The 16,657-nt window shown below is 66.0% G+C and carries 12 protein-coding genes; 11 read left to right on the top strand and 1 reads right to left on the bottom strand.

From position 1 onward, the window contains the following. The first annotated feature begins 187 nt into the window (after positions 1–187). The 10 genes from AC1DXX_RS22065 (at position 188) to AC1DXX_RS22020 (ending at position 14,234) form a co-directional block, all read left to right on the top strand. Positions 188–4,531, top strand: a complete 4,344-nt coding sequence (locus tag AC1DXX_RS22065) for an autotransporter outer membrane beta-barrel domain-containing protein (protein ID WP_478136347.1) — start codon at positions 188–190, stop codon at positions 4,529–4,531. A gap of 38 nt (positions 4,532–4,569) precedes the next feature. Next, entirely contained in the window at positions 4,570–5,148 is a 579-nt protein-coding gene (locus AC1DXX_RS22060) for an OmpA family protein (RefSeq protein WP_478136346.1), read from the top strand. Beyond that, positions 5,145–5,879 (top strand): Crp/Fnr family transcriptional regulator, encoded by a 735-nt coding sequence (locus tag AC1DXX_RS22055; protein ID WP_478136345.1) that lies wholly within the window; start codon positions 5,145–5,147, stop codon positions 5,877–5,879. Before AC1DXX_RS22060 ends, AC1DXX_RS22055 begins: the two co-directional genes overlap by 4 nt. A 184-nt stretch (positions 5,880–6,063) precedes the next feature. Further along, positions 6,064–6,642, top strand: coding sequence for a hypothetical protein (locus AC1DXX_RS22050; RefSeq protein ID WP_478136344.1), 579 nt, complete (start codon positions 6,064–6,066; stop codon positions 6,640–6,642). Positions 6,643–6,662: 20 nt separating this feature from the next. Then, positions 6,663–6,860, top strand: a complete 198-nt coding sequence (locus AC1DXX_RS22045) for a hypothetical protein (protein WP_478136370.1) — start codon at positions 6,663–6,665, stop codon at positions 6,858–6,860. Continuing rightward, on the top strand, positions 6,841–7,746 hold the full coding sequence (locus AC1DXX_RS22040; protein WP_478136343.1) for a LysR family transcriptional regulator: 906 nt from the start codon (positions 6,841–6,843) through the stop codon (positions 7,744–7,746). Before AC1DXX_RS22045 ends, AC1DXX_RS22040 begins: the two co-directional genes overlap by 20 nt. A 91-nt stretch (positions 7,747–7,837) precedes the next feature. Further along, entirely contained in the window at positions 7,838–8,653 is an 816-nt protein-coding gene (locus tag AC1DXX_RS22035) for a putative hydro-lyase (protein ID WP_478136342.1), read from the top strand. A gap of 40 nt (positions 8,654–8,693) precedes the next feature. Further along, the gene (locus AC1DXX_RS22030; RefSeq protein ID WP_478136341.1) at positions 8,694–9,986 is read left to right on the top strand and encodes an MFS transporter; all 1,293 of its coding nucleotides are present in this window, start codon (positions 8,694–8,696) and stop codon (positions 9,984–9,986) included. Positions 9,987–10,020: 34 nt separating this feature from the next. Then, positions 10,021–13,701: a hydantoinase B/oxoprolinase family protein gene (locus tag AC1DXX_RS22025; RefSeq protein WP_478136340.1), complete on the top strand. Its 3,681-nt coding sequence runs from the start codon at positions 10,021–10,023 to the stop codon at positions 13,699–13,701. Beyond that, a complete protein-coding gene (locus tag AC1DXX_RS22020) occupies positions 13,698–14,234 on the top strand; it encodes a nuclear transport factor 2 family protein (RefSeq protein WP_478136339.1) in 537 nt (178 codons plus the stop codon). The genes AC1DXX_RS22025 and AC1DXX_RS22020 overlap by 4 nt, the downstream gene beginning before the upstream one ends. Positions 14,235–14,272: 38 nt before the next feature. On the opposite strand, the gene AC1DXX_RS22015 is transcribed toward AC1DXX_RS22020, so the two are convergent. Then, on the bottom strand, positions 14,273–14,710 hold the full coding sequence (locus AC1DXX_RS22015) for an Lrp/AsnC family transcriptional regulator (protein WP_013542184.1): 438 nt from the start codon (positions 14,708–14,710) through the stop codon (positions 14,273–14,275). A gap of 122 nt (positions 14,711–14,832) precedes the next feature. Here AC1DXX_RS22015 and ilvB point away from each other — a divergent pair, with 122 nt between their 5' ends. Continuing rightward, positions 14,833–16,614: a biosynthetic-type acetolactate synthase large subunit gene (gene ilvB / locus AC1DXX_RS22010; protein WP_478136338.1), complete on the top strand. Its 1,782-nt coding sequence runs from the start codon at positions 14,833–14,835 to the stop codon at positions 16,612–16,614. Positions 16,615–16,657 lie beyond the last annotated feature (43 nt).

Here is a 16,657-nt window from a genome sequence, read left to right as displayed (position 1 = left end):
TGCAATCGCTTTGCACCTCGACGTTTCACAGCGATAGATTCCGCCCACTTCGAGGTCTTGCACGGTCGCTCTGCCTCGGAAAACGCGATCGGCCGGCGATGCGAAGTGCAGTGCTTCAGTCCTTGGAGCAACTCACCCAGCACCACGTAGTCGGCGATTTATTTCTATCTGGCACGAGGGAGTAAATGTGAACAAGTCATTTCGCAGCATCTGGAACGAGGCGCTCGGCGCCTGGGTTGCGGCCAGCGAGGTATGCACCGCGCGCGGCAAGAAGTCTTCAAGCGCCACGCTCGGCGCGGTTGTCTTGGCCACGGCGGCCCTCGGCGGCGCGTCGTCCGCCTGGGCGGCCAACGAATGCGGTGCTGTCGTTTCAGGCGGCACTGTGACTTGCCAGGGCGATGGAACGCCAGTGGGGGACGCCAACCCGAACACCACCGGCATTGCGTATGGCACCGACAACATCAAAGTCATCGTTGACGGCACCGCAGCGCCCGTCACCATCGCGCCGGTCAACAACCATGGTGTTTATTCGACCGGTAGCGGCGCAGGCAATCAACAGATTGAAGTCAATGGCCCTGTCACGATCAACGTGACCGCTCCTGCGGGCAATACCGGGGCCAGTCCTTTTTACGCCGTGCTGGCCGAAGCGAGAGTCGGTAGCGGTCCTGCGGCCAGTACGGCCAATGCGAGCGCCGTCATCAATGGTGCGCAGATCACCAGCGTCGGCGAATTCGCACCTGGCGTCACCTCGGTCGCCTACGGCGACGGCAATGCAACCTCGATCCTCAACAGCGGCTCCATCTCGACCACCGGACAGCAAGGTTCCTCTGTCGGTCTGTATGCCGACACGCGCGGCACAGGCACGGCGACGGTCACGGTGAACGGCGGTTCGATCAGTACCGGCACTGCGGCAGGCGGGTCGCATGCGGCTTACGCCTTGGCGTATGGCAGTGGCGATGCTGTCGCAACCATGACGGGTGGTGTTGCCACCACACAGGCCGCGAATAACTCGGTCGTTGTGGCCCAGACACTGGGCTCCGGCGATGCCTACGCCAAAATTTCTGGTGGCACTGCGACGACGAACGGCGCCAGCTCGGTCGTCATCGCAGTTGGCTCAGGGTCCGGCGACGCCATTGCCAGCCAGACGGGAGGGACGGTGATTGCCAACGGATCAGGCGGCGTTGGACTGGCCGCGTTGGCCATCGGAACGGGCGCCGCGACCGCGTCGATGACGGGCGGCAGTATCGCAACACAGGGCAGCAACGGCTACGGAATCTGGGCCGCCGTCCTGAACCCGGCCAGCACGGCCGCGGCAACGGCAACCATGGATGCCGCAACTTCGACGGTCACCACGCAGCAGACTGGCGCAGCCGGTATATACGCACGCAACGAAGGCAATGGCACGGCCACTGCCACGCTGCTGAACGGCAGCATCAGCACGGCGGGCAGCTACGGCTACGGGCTCTATGCCGGCACAGCGGGGGCTGGCAATGCCGTCGCCAGTTCCTCGGCGGGCACTACCATCCAGACCAGCGGTACCGATGGCGCCAAGGGGATCCTTGCCCATGCCATGGGAACCGGCAATGCAACGGCGATCAACAACGGAACCGTGCTGACGACCGGTGCCTCGGGTATCGATGGCAACTTCGGCGTTTACGCATTGGCTGCGGGCGGCAACGCCACCGCGGGCAACACCGGAACCATCACGACAGGCGGCACGTTTGGCTACGGGGTCTATGCGCTGACCACCGGCAGCGGCACCGCGACGGCCACGTCGAGCGGCGCCGTCACGACGAACGGCCCCTACGCCACCGRCATCGGCGCGCACATCGACAACAGTGATCCGTCGAAGCACGGCACTGCGATTGCGACGCTCCAGGCCGCAGGAACCGTCGCGACGAATGGGTCTCCCTATGGCATTGGCGTTTTTGCGGACGTCATGGGCTATGGGGATGCGATGGCCACCAACCAGGGGGCCATCGCTACCAAGGGGCAGTTCGCGACTGGCACGGCAGCCCGCGTGCTTTATGGTGCAGGTGACGCCACGGCCGTGAATCAAGGAACGATATCCACCACTGGTATCGCAGCCCAAGGCATGCAGGCAGCAGTCGATCAGGGCGCTGTGGGCAATGCAACGGCGTTGAACACAGGGACGGTCACAACGGTTGGCCAGGATGCGGTTGGTATTTCGGCGAGCGTCGGAACTGTTGCCAGCAGCTCGACGGCGACGGCGATCATGAACGGCGGAACGGTCAGCACATCGGGCACCTCTGCCTCGGGCATCGTCAGCTCCAACGCCGGCCTTGGCCTGGCTGCGGTTCAGATGAATGCGGGCACCGTGACGGCGACGGGCGCGAATGCCGACGGCTTGCAGGCTAAAGCGGCTGCGGGCAACTACCAGGTCGACGCCACGGGCGGCAGCGTGACCGGCGGCAGCGGCGCTGGCGCAGCCATCCACACCCTGGCGGCGGCCGGCGGGACCGTCAACATCGGCGCGGCGGCAACGGTGAACGGGTCCGCCTCGGGCATCGCCATCCGCGACGGCGATGCCGCCAATACCGGCACCGACACGCTCGGCGGCAATGCCGTCGTCACCACCGCCGGCACCGTGACTGGCGATGCGATCCTCGGCTTGGGCAACGACAGCCTGACGCTCACCGGCGGCAGCTTCAACGGCACCATCTACGGCGACGACCGCGTTGCCAGCGCTGGCGACGGCAACGACAACTTCACCTGGTCGGGCGGTACCCTGTCGGGCGGCTTCCGCGGACAGAACGGCTCCGACACGGCACTCGTGTCCGCCGCCAGCTACAACGGCAGCACCCTCCTGGACGGCGGCGACGATGTTTCGGCGGCCGACGGATGGGTCGACAAGCTGACCCTGCAGGGCGTGACCGCGACGGCCGGCGGCGCCCAGCTGGTCAACTGGGAAAGCATCACGCTCGACAACACCCGCCTCACCCTCGCTGGCGCCCCGCTGGTCGTCGGCGCCGGCGTCGATGGCAGCGGTGCCCCGATGGGTCTGTTCATCCAGCCGACCAGCAGCGTGCTGATGGGCGCGAGCACTTTCGCCATCACCGGCGATGTGCACAACGCCGGCCTGATCGACCTGCGCAGTCCCTTGGGCGTGCCCGGCAATGTGCTCACGGTCAACGGCAACTACGCCGGCACCAACGGCCTCGTGCGGCTGAACACGGCCCTGGGCAGCGACGCCAGCGCTACCGACAAGCTGGTCGTCAACGGCAACACCAGCGGCACCACCCGCGTGCTCGTGGCCAACGCCGGCGGCGCCGGCGCCGCCACCGTCAACGGCATCCAGGTGGTCCAGGTCACCGGCACCTCGTCGGAGGGCAACTTCACGCTGGCCGCGCCGGTGCAGGCCGGCGCCTACGAATACGGTTTGCACCGCGGCGGGCGCACGGATGGGGATGCCAACAGCTTCTACCTGAGCAGCGTCTACAACCCCACGCCGATCCCGACCGCGGTCCCCGGGGCGAGCCCGGCGCCGACGCCGGTGCCAGCACCCGAGGTGTTCCGCCCCGCGGTCCCTGGCTACGTGATGGGCCAGATGGCCACAACCGAACTGGGCCTGGGCCTGCTGGGCAGCCTGCACAAGCGGGTGGGCGAGCAGCAGACGCTCAAGTGGGACTACTGCGGCTGCGACGCCAAGGCGCCCGGCGACCAGGTGTGGATGCGCCTGCACGCGCAACGCCTCGATGTGGACGGCAAGCGCCAGTTCGGCTTCGAGCAGGAAATGCAGTATGTCCAGCTCGGCAAGGATCTGGCGGTCACCTACAGCGGTGACGCCGGCGACAAGTCGCGCAGCCACACCGGCATCAGCGTGGGATACGGGCGCACCAGCACCAACTTCAGCGACCGCCGCCGCGGCGAAGCGGGCATGGGCTACGACACCGGAAAGATGAAGGGCCAGATGGCGACCCTGGGCGCGTACCACACGCGCTACGCCGACAACGGCAGCTACCTCGACCTGGTCGGCCAGCTGCATGCGGTGCAGAACAAGTACACCGACAAATACGGCGGCGAGGGCACGCAAAAGGGCGCCGGCGCGGGGCTGAGCGTCGAAGTGGGGCGCCCCTGGCAGATCGGCGACAGCCAGTGGCTGATCGAGCCGCAGGCGCAGCTGAGCTACCAGGTCACGCGCTATCGCGGCTTTGCGGACAACGTGTCCTCGGTGGACGCCTTTACCAGCCAGAGCCTGCGCGGTCGCCTGGGCGGGCGGCTGGCCTGGAACGACAAGGCCGAGCGCGGCGACACGCTCACGCGCACCAACACCTTCTACGTGACGGCCAATCTGCTGCACGAATTCAAGGATCCGAAGGCCGTGACCATCGGCAGCACCGCAGTGAGCGAGGCGTGGGCCAAGCAGACCTGGGCCGAACTGGGCGTGGGAGCGCAACTGCCGCTGAGCAAGACCGCCTACCTCTATGGCGGCGTGCAGTACCAGCGCTCGCTCAGCGGCACCCACCGCGAGGGTGTCTCGGGGCAACTCGGTGTGCGGGTGGCGTGGTGAGCGCAGCGCAACCAATGGCAACGTCAAGGAAACAACACATGCAAACGAAGAACACACCGAAGCCGCTCGCGCTCGGCGCCGCGGCCCTCGCCACCCTCGTGCTCGCAGGCTGCGGCAGCCTGCATGACGAGCGCTACAACTGGTGCCAGGGGCAGAACTGCGCGCTCACGCCCGTCGTGACGCCAACCCCCACCCCCGTTCCGGAATCCGCACAAGCGACGACACGGCGCGTGAATCTCAGCGCCGACACGCTCTTCATCTTCGATCGCTCGAGTGCGGCAGACATGCTGCCCCAGGGCCGCGGCGAGCTCGACGCGCTGGCCCGCGCATTGCGCAGCCAGGAGATGCAGGTGCAAAGCCTGACGATCACGGGGCATACGGACCGGCTCGGAGACGGCGCCTACAACGACCGCCTGGCGCTGCAACGTGCCAACACCGTGCGCGACTACCTGAGGGCAGCCGGCGTACGCGCGCCCATGGAAGTGCGCTCGATGGGCGAGCGCGAGCCCGTGACGCGCGATTGCCAGGGCACGCAGCGCACGCCGCGCCTGGTCGCCTGTCTGCAGCCGGACCGCCGCGTGGTGGTGGACATCCTGGGGCAGGCAGAGGGGAAGTGATCAGAGCGAATTTTGAGGACGCAGCGTTGGTGGAGGGCACGCTGCGCCTCACGCAGGGCTTCGCACGGTGGCCCGCCTCGTCGATGAGCAAGCTTCTCGCCAACGCGCGCCTCGGCAGGTACGCCAGAGGCGAGATGGTGTCGATCGAGCAGGGAACGCCTGAGACGTTCGTGATCGTGTCGGGACATCTGTTTGTCGGTCACATTCCACCTGGAGGACGTCGGACCCCTGTGGCACTCCTCGGGCCCGGCTATGTGGCCGGGTTCACCCGGACCATTGACCCGGAAGGGGGTGAGGAAGAGGAGGAGAGTCGCATCATCTACGACTTCTGTGCGCTGAACGACGTCACGGTCGTCCGGATGCCAACCCTGCTGGTTCAAAAAATCCTCGACGACGAGCCTGTCCTTTGGAAGGGAATGGCAAAAATGCTGATGAAACAGCACAGGGTCGTGCTCGATTCGTTGCTCAGCCAGGGCGTCGGCTCGTTTCAGCAGCGGCTGGTCGCGACGATCGAACGTCTGGCGGTGCTGTACGGAGGCAATGACGGAAAGGGAATCAACCTGCGCCTGCGCTTGACACAGAAGGATCTTGCGGCCCTCCTGCAGGTCACCAGGCAGACAGTCAACCAGGCGCTCGGCGTGCTGGTGGCACATGGTGCGATCAGCTTGAACTACAACGCGATCACAGTCCTCGATCTGGATGCGCTGAGAAGGCTGACAGACAGCCCTTAGAACGTGCTTACGATCTCCCAAGCAAAAGAGCCATGAATGCGAGATGGATTAATTGCAGGCAGGTGTTGTGAATCGCAGGCGTATTTCTTTCTCTTCACCCAGCCATTTTCGCCAGCAACGGAGATCGTAAACACGCTCCTGGAACGTGTTTACGATCTTCCAAGCAAAGAGCCATGAATGCGAGATGGATGAATTGCAGGCTGGTGTTGAGAAATCGCTCGCAGCCGCTCCAGCTTGCGCACTTTTCCACATATCGCTCACACCAATTCTCAAGAACTGTCATGTGGTGGTTTTGAAGAAGGATGCCGCTCGCTACATTGATCACCAAGATGTCTGCGCGCCTTGCGAACAAATCGTTCATTCGCAACATCAGGACCCTGTTAACCATTTTTCAGTCCCAATCTTCATGACCACGCATCAATCAGTCCGGAGCAAATTGTTGGGCGCATGGGCACCTCTCGCTCATGCTGCCAATGCAGGCTCCCCCAGTAGAGAAGCCCGCAAGGGTTTTCCGTTCAGGCGCGAAAGCGAAGTTGGGGGGACTAAAGAGTGCCGCCAGATCGTTTACGGCACTGCGGCGCTGGAGCAGTTGAAGCGCGAGTTCTTGAAGAACGCCCAGGTGCGAGAGCTTTCCAGTGAAGAGGCCCTGCAGGAATGCCTGCGTGCCCAAGTCGTTCCTTTTTGGCCCGCGCCCACTTCGGGTCCATCCAATCGGGTGGCTAAGCCTCGCCGACCGCGGCTACCGAACGCCGTCCAGCGTTGATAGCGCGCCGACAACGCAAGTTGAGCAATCGCTCGCAGTTCTTCCATAACCGCCTGTTCTTCTCCAGCCACGCAAAGCTGCGCTCGACGATCCAGCGCTTTCCGACATCGGGCATCGTTCAGGCCGAGGTCCGGATCGTCAAGACGGAAACCGTTGAGATTCAAATCAGGAACTCTGTCCAGGGGGCAGAATTCGGCCATGAATCTTCGCTTCGTTGAGGCTTTTCACTGGGCCGTGGCGCTCAAGAGCGTCACGCGCGCCGCCGAGAAACTGCACGTCACCCAGTCGGCCCTGTCCAGCCGCATCGCCGCGCTCGAGCGCGAACTCGGCGTGCTGCTGCTCGACCGCCGGGACAAGCAGTTTCGTCTCACGGTGGCGGGGCAGCGTTTCCACGCCCTTGCGCAGAAGCTGCTGGAAATGCAGATGCACATCAAGGCCGAGATGGGCTCGGGCGCGGCGCGCGAGACGGTGCTGCGCGTCGGCGCCATCGAGTCGGTCGTGCACAGCTGGCTCACGGGATGGCTCAAGCACATGCAGGCCACCTACCCGGACTTCGAACTGGAACTCACGGTCGAAACCACGCCGGTGCTGGTCGACCAGCTGCAGCGCGGCAAGCAGGACCTGGTGTTCGCCGCGTTGCCCGCTGCCGGCGACGGCGTGCGCACGCGGGCCGTGACGCCGATGCCCATGTGCTTCGTCGGCCACAAGGAGCTGCACTTGCGCAGGCGCTACCGCCTGGCGGACCTGCTCAGCCTCGACCTGCTGACCTTTCAGCGGGGTTCGCAGCCGCACGTGGCGCTGCTCGAGCTGTTCCGCGAGGCCGGCAGCCCCCCGCCGCGCGTGCACGCCATCTCGTCGATCTCGGCCATGGCCCAGCTGGTGGAGGCCGGTTTCGGCGTGGCCACGCTGCCGCGCGCCGTGGTGGAACCGCTGGCCCGGCGGCTGCCGCTGCGCGTGCTGCCCTGCGACGAAGTGCTGGAGCCTCTGCCCATCTATGCGAGCTACCGCGACGACCCTTCCACTCCGCTGCCGGAGGCCGCGCTCAGCTCCGCCGTGGTGCATGCCTCGCACCGCACGGGTTCATCGAAAAAATCGATGACTTGAGAAAGAAAATTTGCGTTGGCGCTCGTGAGCACGGATTCCCACAATCCGTCGCTTCACAACACAGCGATGCATTGCGCATCACCAACGTCAAATGCCGACTCCTGATGCGACCCAGGGAAAACCCGATGAATCGAGCAGTGCGCAGAGCGTTCGCCGAGCCGCTCGCAGCGGCGCGCTGAACACCCACACCAGCGGCCTCGCCGGCGCCCATGCACAGGGCAACCTGGTGGTCCTGCCGCAGGCGTACGCCAGCGACTTCCTGCGCTTTTGCCAGGCCAACCCCAAGCCATGTCCGCTGCTTGGCGTTTCGGAAGTGGGTGATCCGGGTTTACCCGCGCTCGGCGCAGACCTCGACATCCGCACCGATCTGCCGCGCTATCGCGTCTGGCGCGACGGCGAGCTGACGGACGAACCCACCGACGTGCGCGACATCTGGCGCGACGACATGGTGAGCTTCGTGATCGGCTGTTCCTTCACCTTCGAGCATGCGTTGCTGGCCGAGGGCATCGCGCTGCGCCACGTCACGCAGGGGCGCAACGTCGCGATGTTCCGCACATCGATCGCAACCACGCCGGCCGGCGCCTTTCACGGGCCGATGGTGGTGAGCATGCGACCGCTGCGCGCGGCCGATGCCATCCGCGCGGTGCAGATCTCTTCGCGCTTTCCTGCCGTGCACGGCGCACCCGTGCATATCGGCGACCCGGCCCTGATCGGCATTCGTTCGTTGGCCGATCCCGACTACGGCGATGCCGTCGAGGTCATGCCCGATGAGCTGCCCGTGTTCTGGGCTTGCGGCGTCACGCCGCAGGCCGCGCTGGCTGCCGCGAAGCTGCCGTTTGCCATCACCCACGCACCGGGCGCAATGCTGGTCACAGACCTGCTGCATCACCGCCTTGCCGCGTTCTGACCGCTGTTGCCCACCGACTCACCTCCAGGAGACGTCTCTCATGAAAAACACCTCCGACCCCACCTATGCGGCCGGCGCTGCGCCCGCCGACGAGAACTGGCTGCGCACCCTCAACCCCAACGAGAAGCGCACGCTCGCCGCATCGTTCAGCGGCTATGCGGTCGATGCCTTCGACTACTACACGCTGCCGCTCGTCACGCCGATCCTCCTGTCGCTCTGGGGCATGAGCAAGACCGAGGTGGGGCTGATCGGCACCGCCACGCTCGTGGCCTCGGCCATCGGCGGCTGGGCGGCCGGCATCCTGGCCGACATCTATGGCCGCGTGCGCATCCTGCAGCTCACGATCCTGGTGTTCGCGATCTTCACCTTTGCCTGCGGCCTCTCGCGCACGCCCGAGGAACTGCTGATCGCCCGCACGCTGCAGGGCCTGGGCTTCGGTGGCGAATGGGCGGTGGGCTCGGTGCTCATTGCCGAGATGATCCGGCCGGCCTACCGCGGCAAGGCGGTGGGGCTGGTGCAGAGCAGCTGGGCCGTCGGATGGGGCGCGGCGGTGCTGGTGTCGCTGGCACTGTTCTCCTTCCTGCCGCCGGAGATCTCGTGGCGCGCCATGTTCCTGCTGGGCCTGCTGCCGGCGCTGCTGATCGTCTTCATCCGCCGCTCGATCCGCGATCCGGAAATCTACGTGCAGAGCCGCGCCGCGGTGGTGCGTGGCGAACGCAACGGCAACTTCCTCGCGATCTTCAAGCCCGGCATCCTGGGCACCACGGTGCTCGCGAGCCTGCTGTTCACCGGCATGCAGGGTGGCTACTACGCCATCGGCGTGTGGCTGCCGACCTTCCTGAAGAACGAGCGCCACCTCACCGTGCTCGGTTCGGGTGGCTACCAGTTCATGTTCATCGTCGGGGCCTTCATCGGCTACCTGTGCGGCGCCTACCTGTCGGACCGTCTGGGCCGCCGCCGTGCCTTCATCCTGTTCGCGATCGGTGCCGGTTCGCTGGTCTATGCCTACACGCTGCTGCCCATCACCGATGGCCTGATGCTGGTGCTCGGCTTCCCGCTCGGCTTCTTCATGTCGGGCATCTTCAGCGGCGCGGGGGCCTTCCTGGCGGAGCTGTTCCCCAATGAGCTGCGCGGTTCGGGGCAGGGCTTTTGCTACAACTTCGGACGCGGCATCGGCGCCACCTTTCCTGCGTTGGTCGGCGTGCTGAGCGACCGGCTGCATCTTTCGCTCGGCACCGCGATCGGTGTGTGCGCGGCGGTGGCCTACGCCATGGTGGTGCTGGTTGCCCTGTGCCTGCCCGAGACGCGCGGACGCGATTTGCGCCAGAACTGACCCGACTCCCATCCCTGTTTCTTTTCTCTCTTTCATGACCACGCATTCCCCACTCCCGTCCCGCTGGCAATTCTGGATCGACCGCGGAGGTACCTTCACCGACCTGGTGGGCCGCGCGCCCGATGGCGGCTTGCACACGCTCAAGCTGCTGTCGGAAAACCCGGAGCACTACAAGGATGCAGCCGTCGAAGGCATCCGCCGGCTGCTGGGGCTGAAGCCCGGTGAGCTGATCACCCCCGATCGGGTCGAGTGCGTCAAGATGGGGACCACCGTTGCGACCAATGCCTTGCTAGAGCGAAAGGGCGATCGCACGGTGCTGGTCACCACGCGGGGCTTCCGCGACGCGCTGCGCATTGCCACCCAGGCGCGTCCACGCCTTTTCGATCGCCGCATCGTGCTCCCGGAGTTGCTCTACGAGCGCGTGATCGAAGCCGACGAGCGCGTCGGCGCACAAGGCGAGGTCGTGCGGCCGCTGGACGAGACAGCCCTTCGGGCTTCGTTGAAGGCGGCCTTCAACGACGGTATTCGTGGCTGCGCGATCGTCTTCATGCACGGCTACCGTCATGCAGGACAYGAGATCGCGGCCGAGCAATTGGCAAGAGCGATCGGCTTCACCCAGGTCTCGGTGTCCCACAAGACCAGCCCGCTGATGAAGCTGATACCCCGCGGCGACACCACGGTGGTCGATGCCTATCTCTCGCCCATCCTGCGCCGCTACGTCGACCAGGTGGCGGCCCAGATGCCGGGCGTTTCCCTGTTCTTCATGCAGAGCTCCGGTGGTCTCACGCAAGCGCATCGCTTCCACGGCAAGGACGCCATTCTTTCCGGGCCGGCCGGCGGCATCGTGGGGATGGTGCGTACGGCGGTGCAGGCCGGACATGACAAGGTCATCGGGTTCGACATGGGCGGTACGTCGACCGATGTGTCGCACTACGCAGGGGAATTCGAGCGGGCCTTCGAAACCCAGGTCGCGGGCGTGCGCATGCGGGCGCCGATGATGAGCATCCACACGGTCGCGGCGGGCGGTGGGTCGCTGGTTCGTTTCGATGGTGCGCGCCTGCGCGTCGGCCCCGAGTCGGCCGGTGCCAATCCGGGGCCGGCCAGCTACCGGCGCGGCGGACCGTTGACCACCACCGATGCCAATGTGCTGCTGGGCAAGATCCAGCCCGACTGGTTTCCCAAGGTATTCGGGCCGGCCGCCGACGAGGCGCTGGACCGTGACGCGGTGAAGCAGCGCTTTGGCGCCGTGGCGCAGGAGATGAGCGATGCGACAGGTCGCGCCGTGAGCGCCGAGGACGTGGCCGGCGGCGCCTTGCAGATTGCGGTGGCGAGCATGGCCAACGCCATCAAGCGCATCTCGGTGGCACGCGGCTACGACGTCACCCGGTACACGCTGCAATGCTTCGGCGGCGCCGGCGGCCAGCATGCGTGCCTGGTGGCCGATGCGCTGGGCATGCGCACGGTCTACGCGCATTCCTTTGCCGGTGTCCTGTCTGCCTACGGGATGGGGCTGGCCGACCAGATCGCGATGCGCGAAGCGGCGGTGGAGCGCGAACTCGATGCTGCGGGGCTGGCGGCCGCAACCCGGATCGCAGAACGCTTATGTGCCGAAGCGGGGGACGAGTTGATGGCTCAGGGCGTCGAAGGCGCCGATATCGAAAGCCACTCCCGCTTGCAGGTCCGCTACGCGGGAACGGACACCGCGTTGCCCTGCCTGCTGCCACCGGGCCTCAGCGCCAACGTGGCGATTGCCGCGATCCGCGACGAATTCGAGCAAGCCTACCGCCAGCGCTTCGCCTTCCTGATGCCGGATCGCGCCCTGGTCATCGAAGCTGTCTCGGTCGAGGCGGCGAGTGCGGGCGAGCGCACGGCGACGGGCCAGAGCGCCGAGCCGGCCGAGGACCATCGGCCCACGCCGGCAAGCCATGTTCCCATGTACTGCGCCGCCGACGAACAACCGGCCGGTTGGCGCCAGGCGGCACTTCATGTGGGTGACTCGCTGATGCCGGGCGCGCGCATCGACGGCCCCGCGATCCTGGCCGAGAAGAACGCAACCACCGTGGTCGAGCCGGGCTGGCAGGCGCGGATCACGGCCAGCGGCGTCGAAATGAAACGTGTCGCGCCGCGGGTGGCGGCGCATGCGGTCGGGACAGAGGCCGACCCGGTCATGCTGGAAGTCTTCAACAACCTGTTCATGAACATCGCCGAACAGATGGGCCTTCGGCTCCAGAACACCGCGTACTCGGTCAACATCAAGGAGCGGCTCGACTTCTCGTGCGCCTTGTTCGATGCGAGCGGCAACCTGATCGCCAACGCGCCGCACATGCCGGTGCACCTGGGCTCGATGAGCGAGTCGATCAAGACCGTGGTCGAAGGCAATCCGGACATGAACACCGGCGACGTCTTCGTGCTCAACGATCCGTACCACGGCGGCACGCATCTGCCGGACATCACCGTCGTCACGCCCGTCTACCTTGAAAGCGACGACGACGGACCCTCGTTCTATGTCGCCTCGCGTGGTCACCATGCGGACATCGGCGGAATCACGCCAGGCTCGATGCCGCCGTTTTCCACCACCATCACCGACGAAGGCGTGCTGATCGACAACTTCAAATTGGTCGAGCGCGGCCGGCTGCGCGAAACCGAGTTTCGTGCGTTGCTGGCCAGTGGCGAATATCCCTCGCGCAACATCGAGCAGAACCTGGCCGACCTGCGCGCGCAGATCGCCGCCAACGAAAAGGGCGCACAGGAGCTCAAGGCCATGGTTGCGCAATACGGCCGATCCACCGTGGCCGCCTACATGCAGCATGTCCAGGACAACGCCGAGGAGTCGGTGCGCCGCGTGATCACGGCGCTGTCCGATGGCGAGTTCCAGCTCCCGCTCGACAACGGCGCACGCATCTGCGTACGGGTGCGCGTGGACACCGCCGCGCGCAGTGCCACCGTCGACTTCACCGGCACCAGCGCTCAGTTGCTCAACAACTTCAACGCACCCAGGTCGATCACCATGGCTGCCGTGCTCTATGTATTCCGCACCCTGGTGGACGACGACATTCCGCTCAATGCCGGCTGCCTGAAGCCCATTCGCGTGGTCGTTCCCGAAGGCTGCATGCTCAACCCCACGCCGCCAGCCGCCGTGGTGGCCGGCAACGTGGAAACGTCGAGCTGCGTGACCAATGCGCTGTACGGTGCGCTGGGCGTGATGGCGGCCAGCCAGTGCACGATGAACAACTTCACCTTCGGCAACGCGCAGTACCAGTACTACGAAACCATTTCGGGCGGCTCCGGTGCCGGTCCCGGCTTCGATGGCACCAGCGTCGTGCAGACGCACATGACGAACTCGCGCCTGACCGACCCCGAGGTGCTGGAATTCCGCTACCCGGTGCGCCTGGACAGCTACGAGATCCGGACGCAGTCCGGCGGCGCCGGGCGCTGGCGCGGCGGCGATGGCGGTGTGCGCAAGATCCGCTTCCTGCAACCGATGACCGCCTCGATCCTGAGCAATGGACGCACCCACGGCGCCTTCGGCATGGCCGGCGGCCAGCCGGGCGCGGTCGGTGTCAACCACGTCGAGCGCGCCGACGGACGCATTGAAGCACTGAGCCACAGCGCGCAGATCGAGATGGCCGTGGGCGATGTCTTCGTGATCGAGACGCCGGGAGGCGGGGGCTATGGCGCGGCGCCGGAAACGCCCGCCACGGCATCCGTCGAATGAACATGTCTCGCATCCAGAACACCGTCACCGCCTACCTTCACGCGAAGGACCACAACCGGCCGCATCTCATGCGGCAGGCTTTTGCGTCCGATGCGCGTCTGGAGATGGTCGTCAAGGCCGGGACGATCTCGTTCCCGCCGTCGGCGCACGGCATCGAAGCGATCACGGAAGTGCTGGTGCGCCAGTTCTCCCGGTCCTTCGAGAACGTGCACACCCTCTGCATCGGCGCGCCTCCCTCGGAAGATGCGTCGCAGTACAGCTGCCAATGGTTGGTCGGCATGTCCGAGAAGGACAGCCGTGCCGTGCGCATCGGCTGCGGCCGCTACGACTGGGTCTTCGAGTCCGCGCCCCCGCGGTTGGCAAGGCAGCTCACGATCACCATCGAACAGATGCACAGCCTTGCGCCCGAACAGCTCGTGCCCTTGATGGCCTGGTTTTCGAACCTGTCCGCTCCCTGGTGCGCGGCGCCCGAACTGATGGCCGGCGCACCCGCTATCGAGGCGCTTCGAACGGTCATCGACTACTTTGCTTGATATCGACCGATAAAACACCTGGCCAGATTCCGACGCCGTCAGATCACGGGCACGCTCGTTTCCTTCAGCACGCGCAGCACGAAGTGCGATTTGCTGTGCCGGATGCCGGGAATCTTGTAGAGCTTTTCGCGCAGCAGACGCTCGTAGTCGCGCGTGTCGCGCACCGCGATGCGGATGTAGTAGTCGTAGTCGCCCGACACCAGGTAGGCCTCCTGGATCTCCGGAATGGTCGCGAGCACGCGGCCGAAGTCGTAGAGCGTTTCGTCGGTGTGGCTCTCGAGCGTCACCTGAACGATCACCGAGTCGTGATAGCCGAGCTTGGCCGGGTCGACGTCGACGGTGTAGCGCTTGATCACGCCCTGGGCTTCGAGCTTCTTGATGCGTGTCCAGCAGCTGGTGGGCGACAGGCCGACCTCGTTGCCGATCTCCTGCAGCGTCTTGCGCGAGTCGAGCAGCAGCACGCGGAGGATCGCCATGTCGGTCTTGTCGAAAGATCCTTCTTCATTTGTTGCTGTTTTCCGATGGGTTTTCATGAATCAGGTCAAAAGAGCCAAAAGAAAGAAGCAAATTCTGCATCAGAACCGGAAGAATTGACGGCATGCGATTGCTCGACCTACCCCTCACGTCTTCCCTGTCCCTCCATCCCGAAGCCGCACCCCGTGTGCGCAACGGCGCGGAGGCCCTGCTCGACACGCTGGTCGAGTGCGGCGTCGACACGATCTTCGGCTACCCCGGCGGCGCCGCGCTGCCGCTCTACGACGCGCTGCACGGCGAGCCGCGGCTGCGCCATGTGCTGGTGCGGCACGAGCAGGCCGCGGTGCATGCGGCCGAGGGCTATGCGCGCAGCACGGGCCGTGTCGGCGTGGTGCTGGTCACCTCGGGGCCGGGCGTGGGCAACACCATCACCGGGCTGCTCGACGCGATGAGCGATTCGGTGCCGGTGCTGTGCATCAGCGGGCAGGTTGCAACGGCCGTGATCGGCACCCAGGCTTTCCAGGAGAGCGATGCGCTGGGCATGTCGCGCCCGGTGACCAAGTGGAACCAGCAGGTGCGCGCGGCGGACGATGTGCCCTCGCTGGTGCGCCGTGCGCTGGAGATCGCCGCGTCGGGGCGGCCGGGGCCGGTGCTGCTCGATGTGCCGAAGGACATCCAGCTCATGCGCCTGGGCCACGGTGCTCCGACGAAGCCGCTGCGCGCATTGCGCACGGGCAGGGCGGCGCTGCCGCCGAAGGCCATGCTGCAACGCGCGGCCGATCTGCTCTCGACGGCGCGCCGGCCCGTGCTCTATGGCGGCGGCGGGTTGATCAACTCGGGGCCGGCTGCCTGCGAGGCCTTCACGCAGCTGGTGCACCGGCTTCACGCGCCTTGCACGCTCACGCTGATGGGGCTCGGCGCCTTCCCCGCATCGGACCCGAAGTTCGTCGGCATGCTGGGCATGCACGGCATGCTGGAAGCCAATCTCGCGATGCACGAGGCCGACCTGGTGGTGTGCGTCGGCGCGCGCTTCGACGACCGCGTGACCGGCAAGCTCGACGAGTTCTGCCCGCACGCCCGCAAGATCCACATCGACATCGACCCCGCGAGCATCAACAAGATCGTGCAGGTGGATGTGCCGATGGTGGGGGACTGCGCAGCGATCCTCGCTGCAGTGCTGGCGTTGCTGCCGGCTGAAGGCTTCGCACCCGAGCGGCTCGCGCCGTGGTGGGAGCGCATCGAACGCTGGCGCGCCGAAGAGTGCCTCCGCTTCGAGCCGCGCGGCGACGCGATCCTGCCGCAGCAGCTGATGTCGTCGCTGCAGCGGGCCATCGCGGGCCGCGATGCCATCGTGTCGACCGACGTGGGGCAGCACCAGATGTGGGCCGCGCAGTACCTGCGCTTCGACAGCCCGCGCCGCTGGCTCACCTCGGGCGGCGCCGGCACCATGGGCTACGGCCTGCCGGCGGCCATCGGCGCGCAGATCGGGCACCCCCATGCGCTCACCGTCTGCGTGAGCGGGGATGCCTCGGTGCTGATGAACATCCAGGAGCTTTCCACCGCCATGCAGCACCGCACGCCGGTGAAGCTGGTGCTGTGCAACAACGGCTACATGGGCATGGTGCGGCAGTGGCAGGAGCTCAACCACGGCAACCGGCTGAGCCACAGCTGGAACGAGGCGCTGCCCGATTTCGTGGCGCTGGCCAAGGCTTTCGGCTGGGGCGCGCGCCGCGTGTCGGACCCCGCCGAACTCGAAGCCGCACTGGCCGAGTGCCTGGCGAGCGACGGGCCGTTCTTTCTCGACGTGCAGGTGGCGGCGCAGGAGAACTGCTTTCCGATGATGCCGTCGGGGCATGGGCACCACCGCGTGATGCTGGCGAAGGACCGGTGGTACGAGGAAGCGTGAGGTGTTGTCCCCTCTCCCTCTGGGAGAGGGCTAGGGTGAGGGC

This window comes from Variovorax sp. P4_B10 (assembly GCF_056402375.1).
This window is presented reverse-complemented; position numbering and strand designations above follow the sequence as displayed.

Excerpts from the sequence above, each read along its gene's own strand:
- AC1DXX_RS22060 (WP_478136346.1), top strand. The coding sequence starts at position 4,570 with ATGCAAACGAAGAACACACCGAAGCCGCTCGCGCTCGGCGCCGCGGCC.
- AC1DXX_RS22050 (WP_478136344.1), top strand. The coding sequence starts at position 6,064 with ATGGATGAATTGCAGGCTGGTGTTGAGAAATCGCTCGCAGCCGCTCCA.
- AC1DXX_RS22040 (WP_478136343.1), top strand. The coding sequence starts at position 6,841 with ATGAATCTTCGCTTCGTTGAGGCTTTTCACTGGGCCGTGGCGCTCAAG.
- AC1DXX_RS22035 (WP_478136342.1), top strand. The coding sequence starts at position 7,838 with ATGCCGACTCCTGATGCGACCCAGGGAAAACCCGATGAATCGAGCAGT.
- AC1DXX_RS22030 (WP_478136341.1), top strand. The coding sequence starts at position 8,694 with ATGAAAAACACCTCCGACCCCACCTATGCGGCCGGCGCTGCGCCCGCC.
- AC1DXX_RS22020 (WP_478136339.1), top strand. The coding sequence starts at position 13,698 with ATGAACATGTCTCGCATCCAGAACACCGTCACCGCCTACCTTCACGCG.
- AC1DXX_RS22015 (WP_013542184.1), bottom strand. The coding sequence starts at position 14,710 with ATGGCGATCCTCCGCGTGCTGCTGCTCGACTCGCGCAAGACGCTGCAG.
- ilvB (WP_478136338.1), top strand. The coding sequence starts at position 14,833 with ATGCGATTGCTCGACCTACCCCTCACGTCTTCCCTGTCCCTCCATCCC.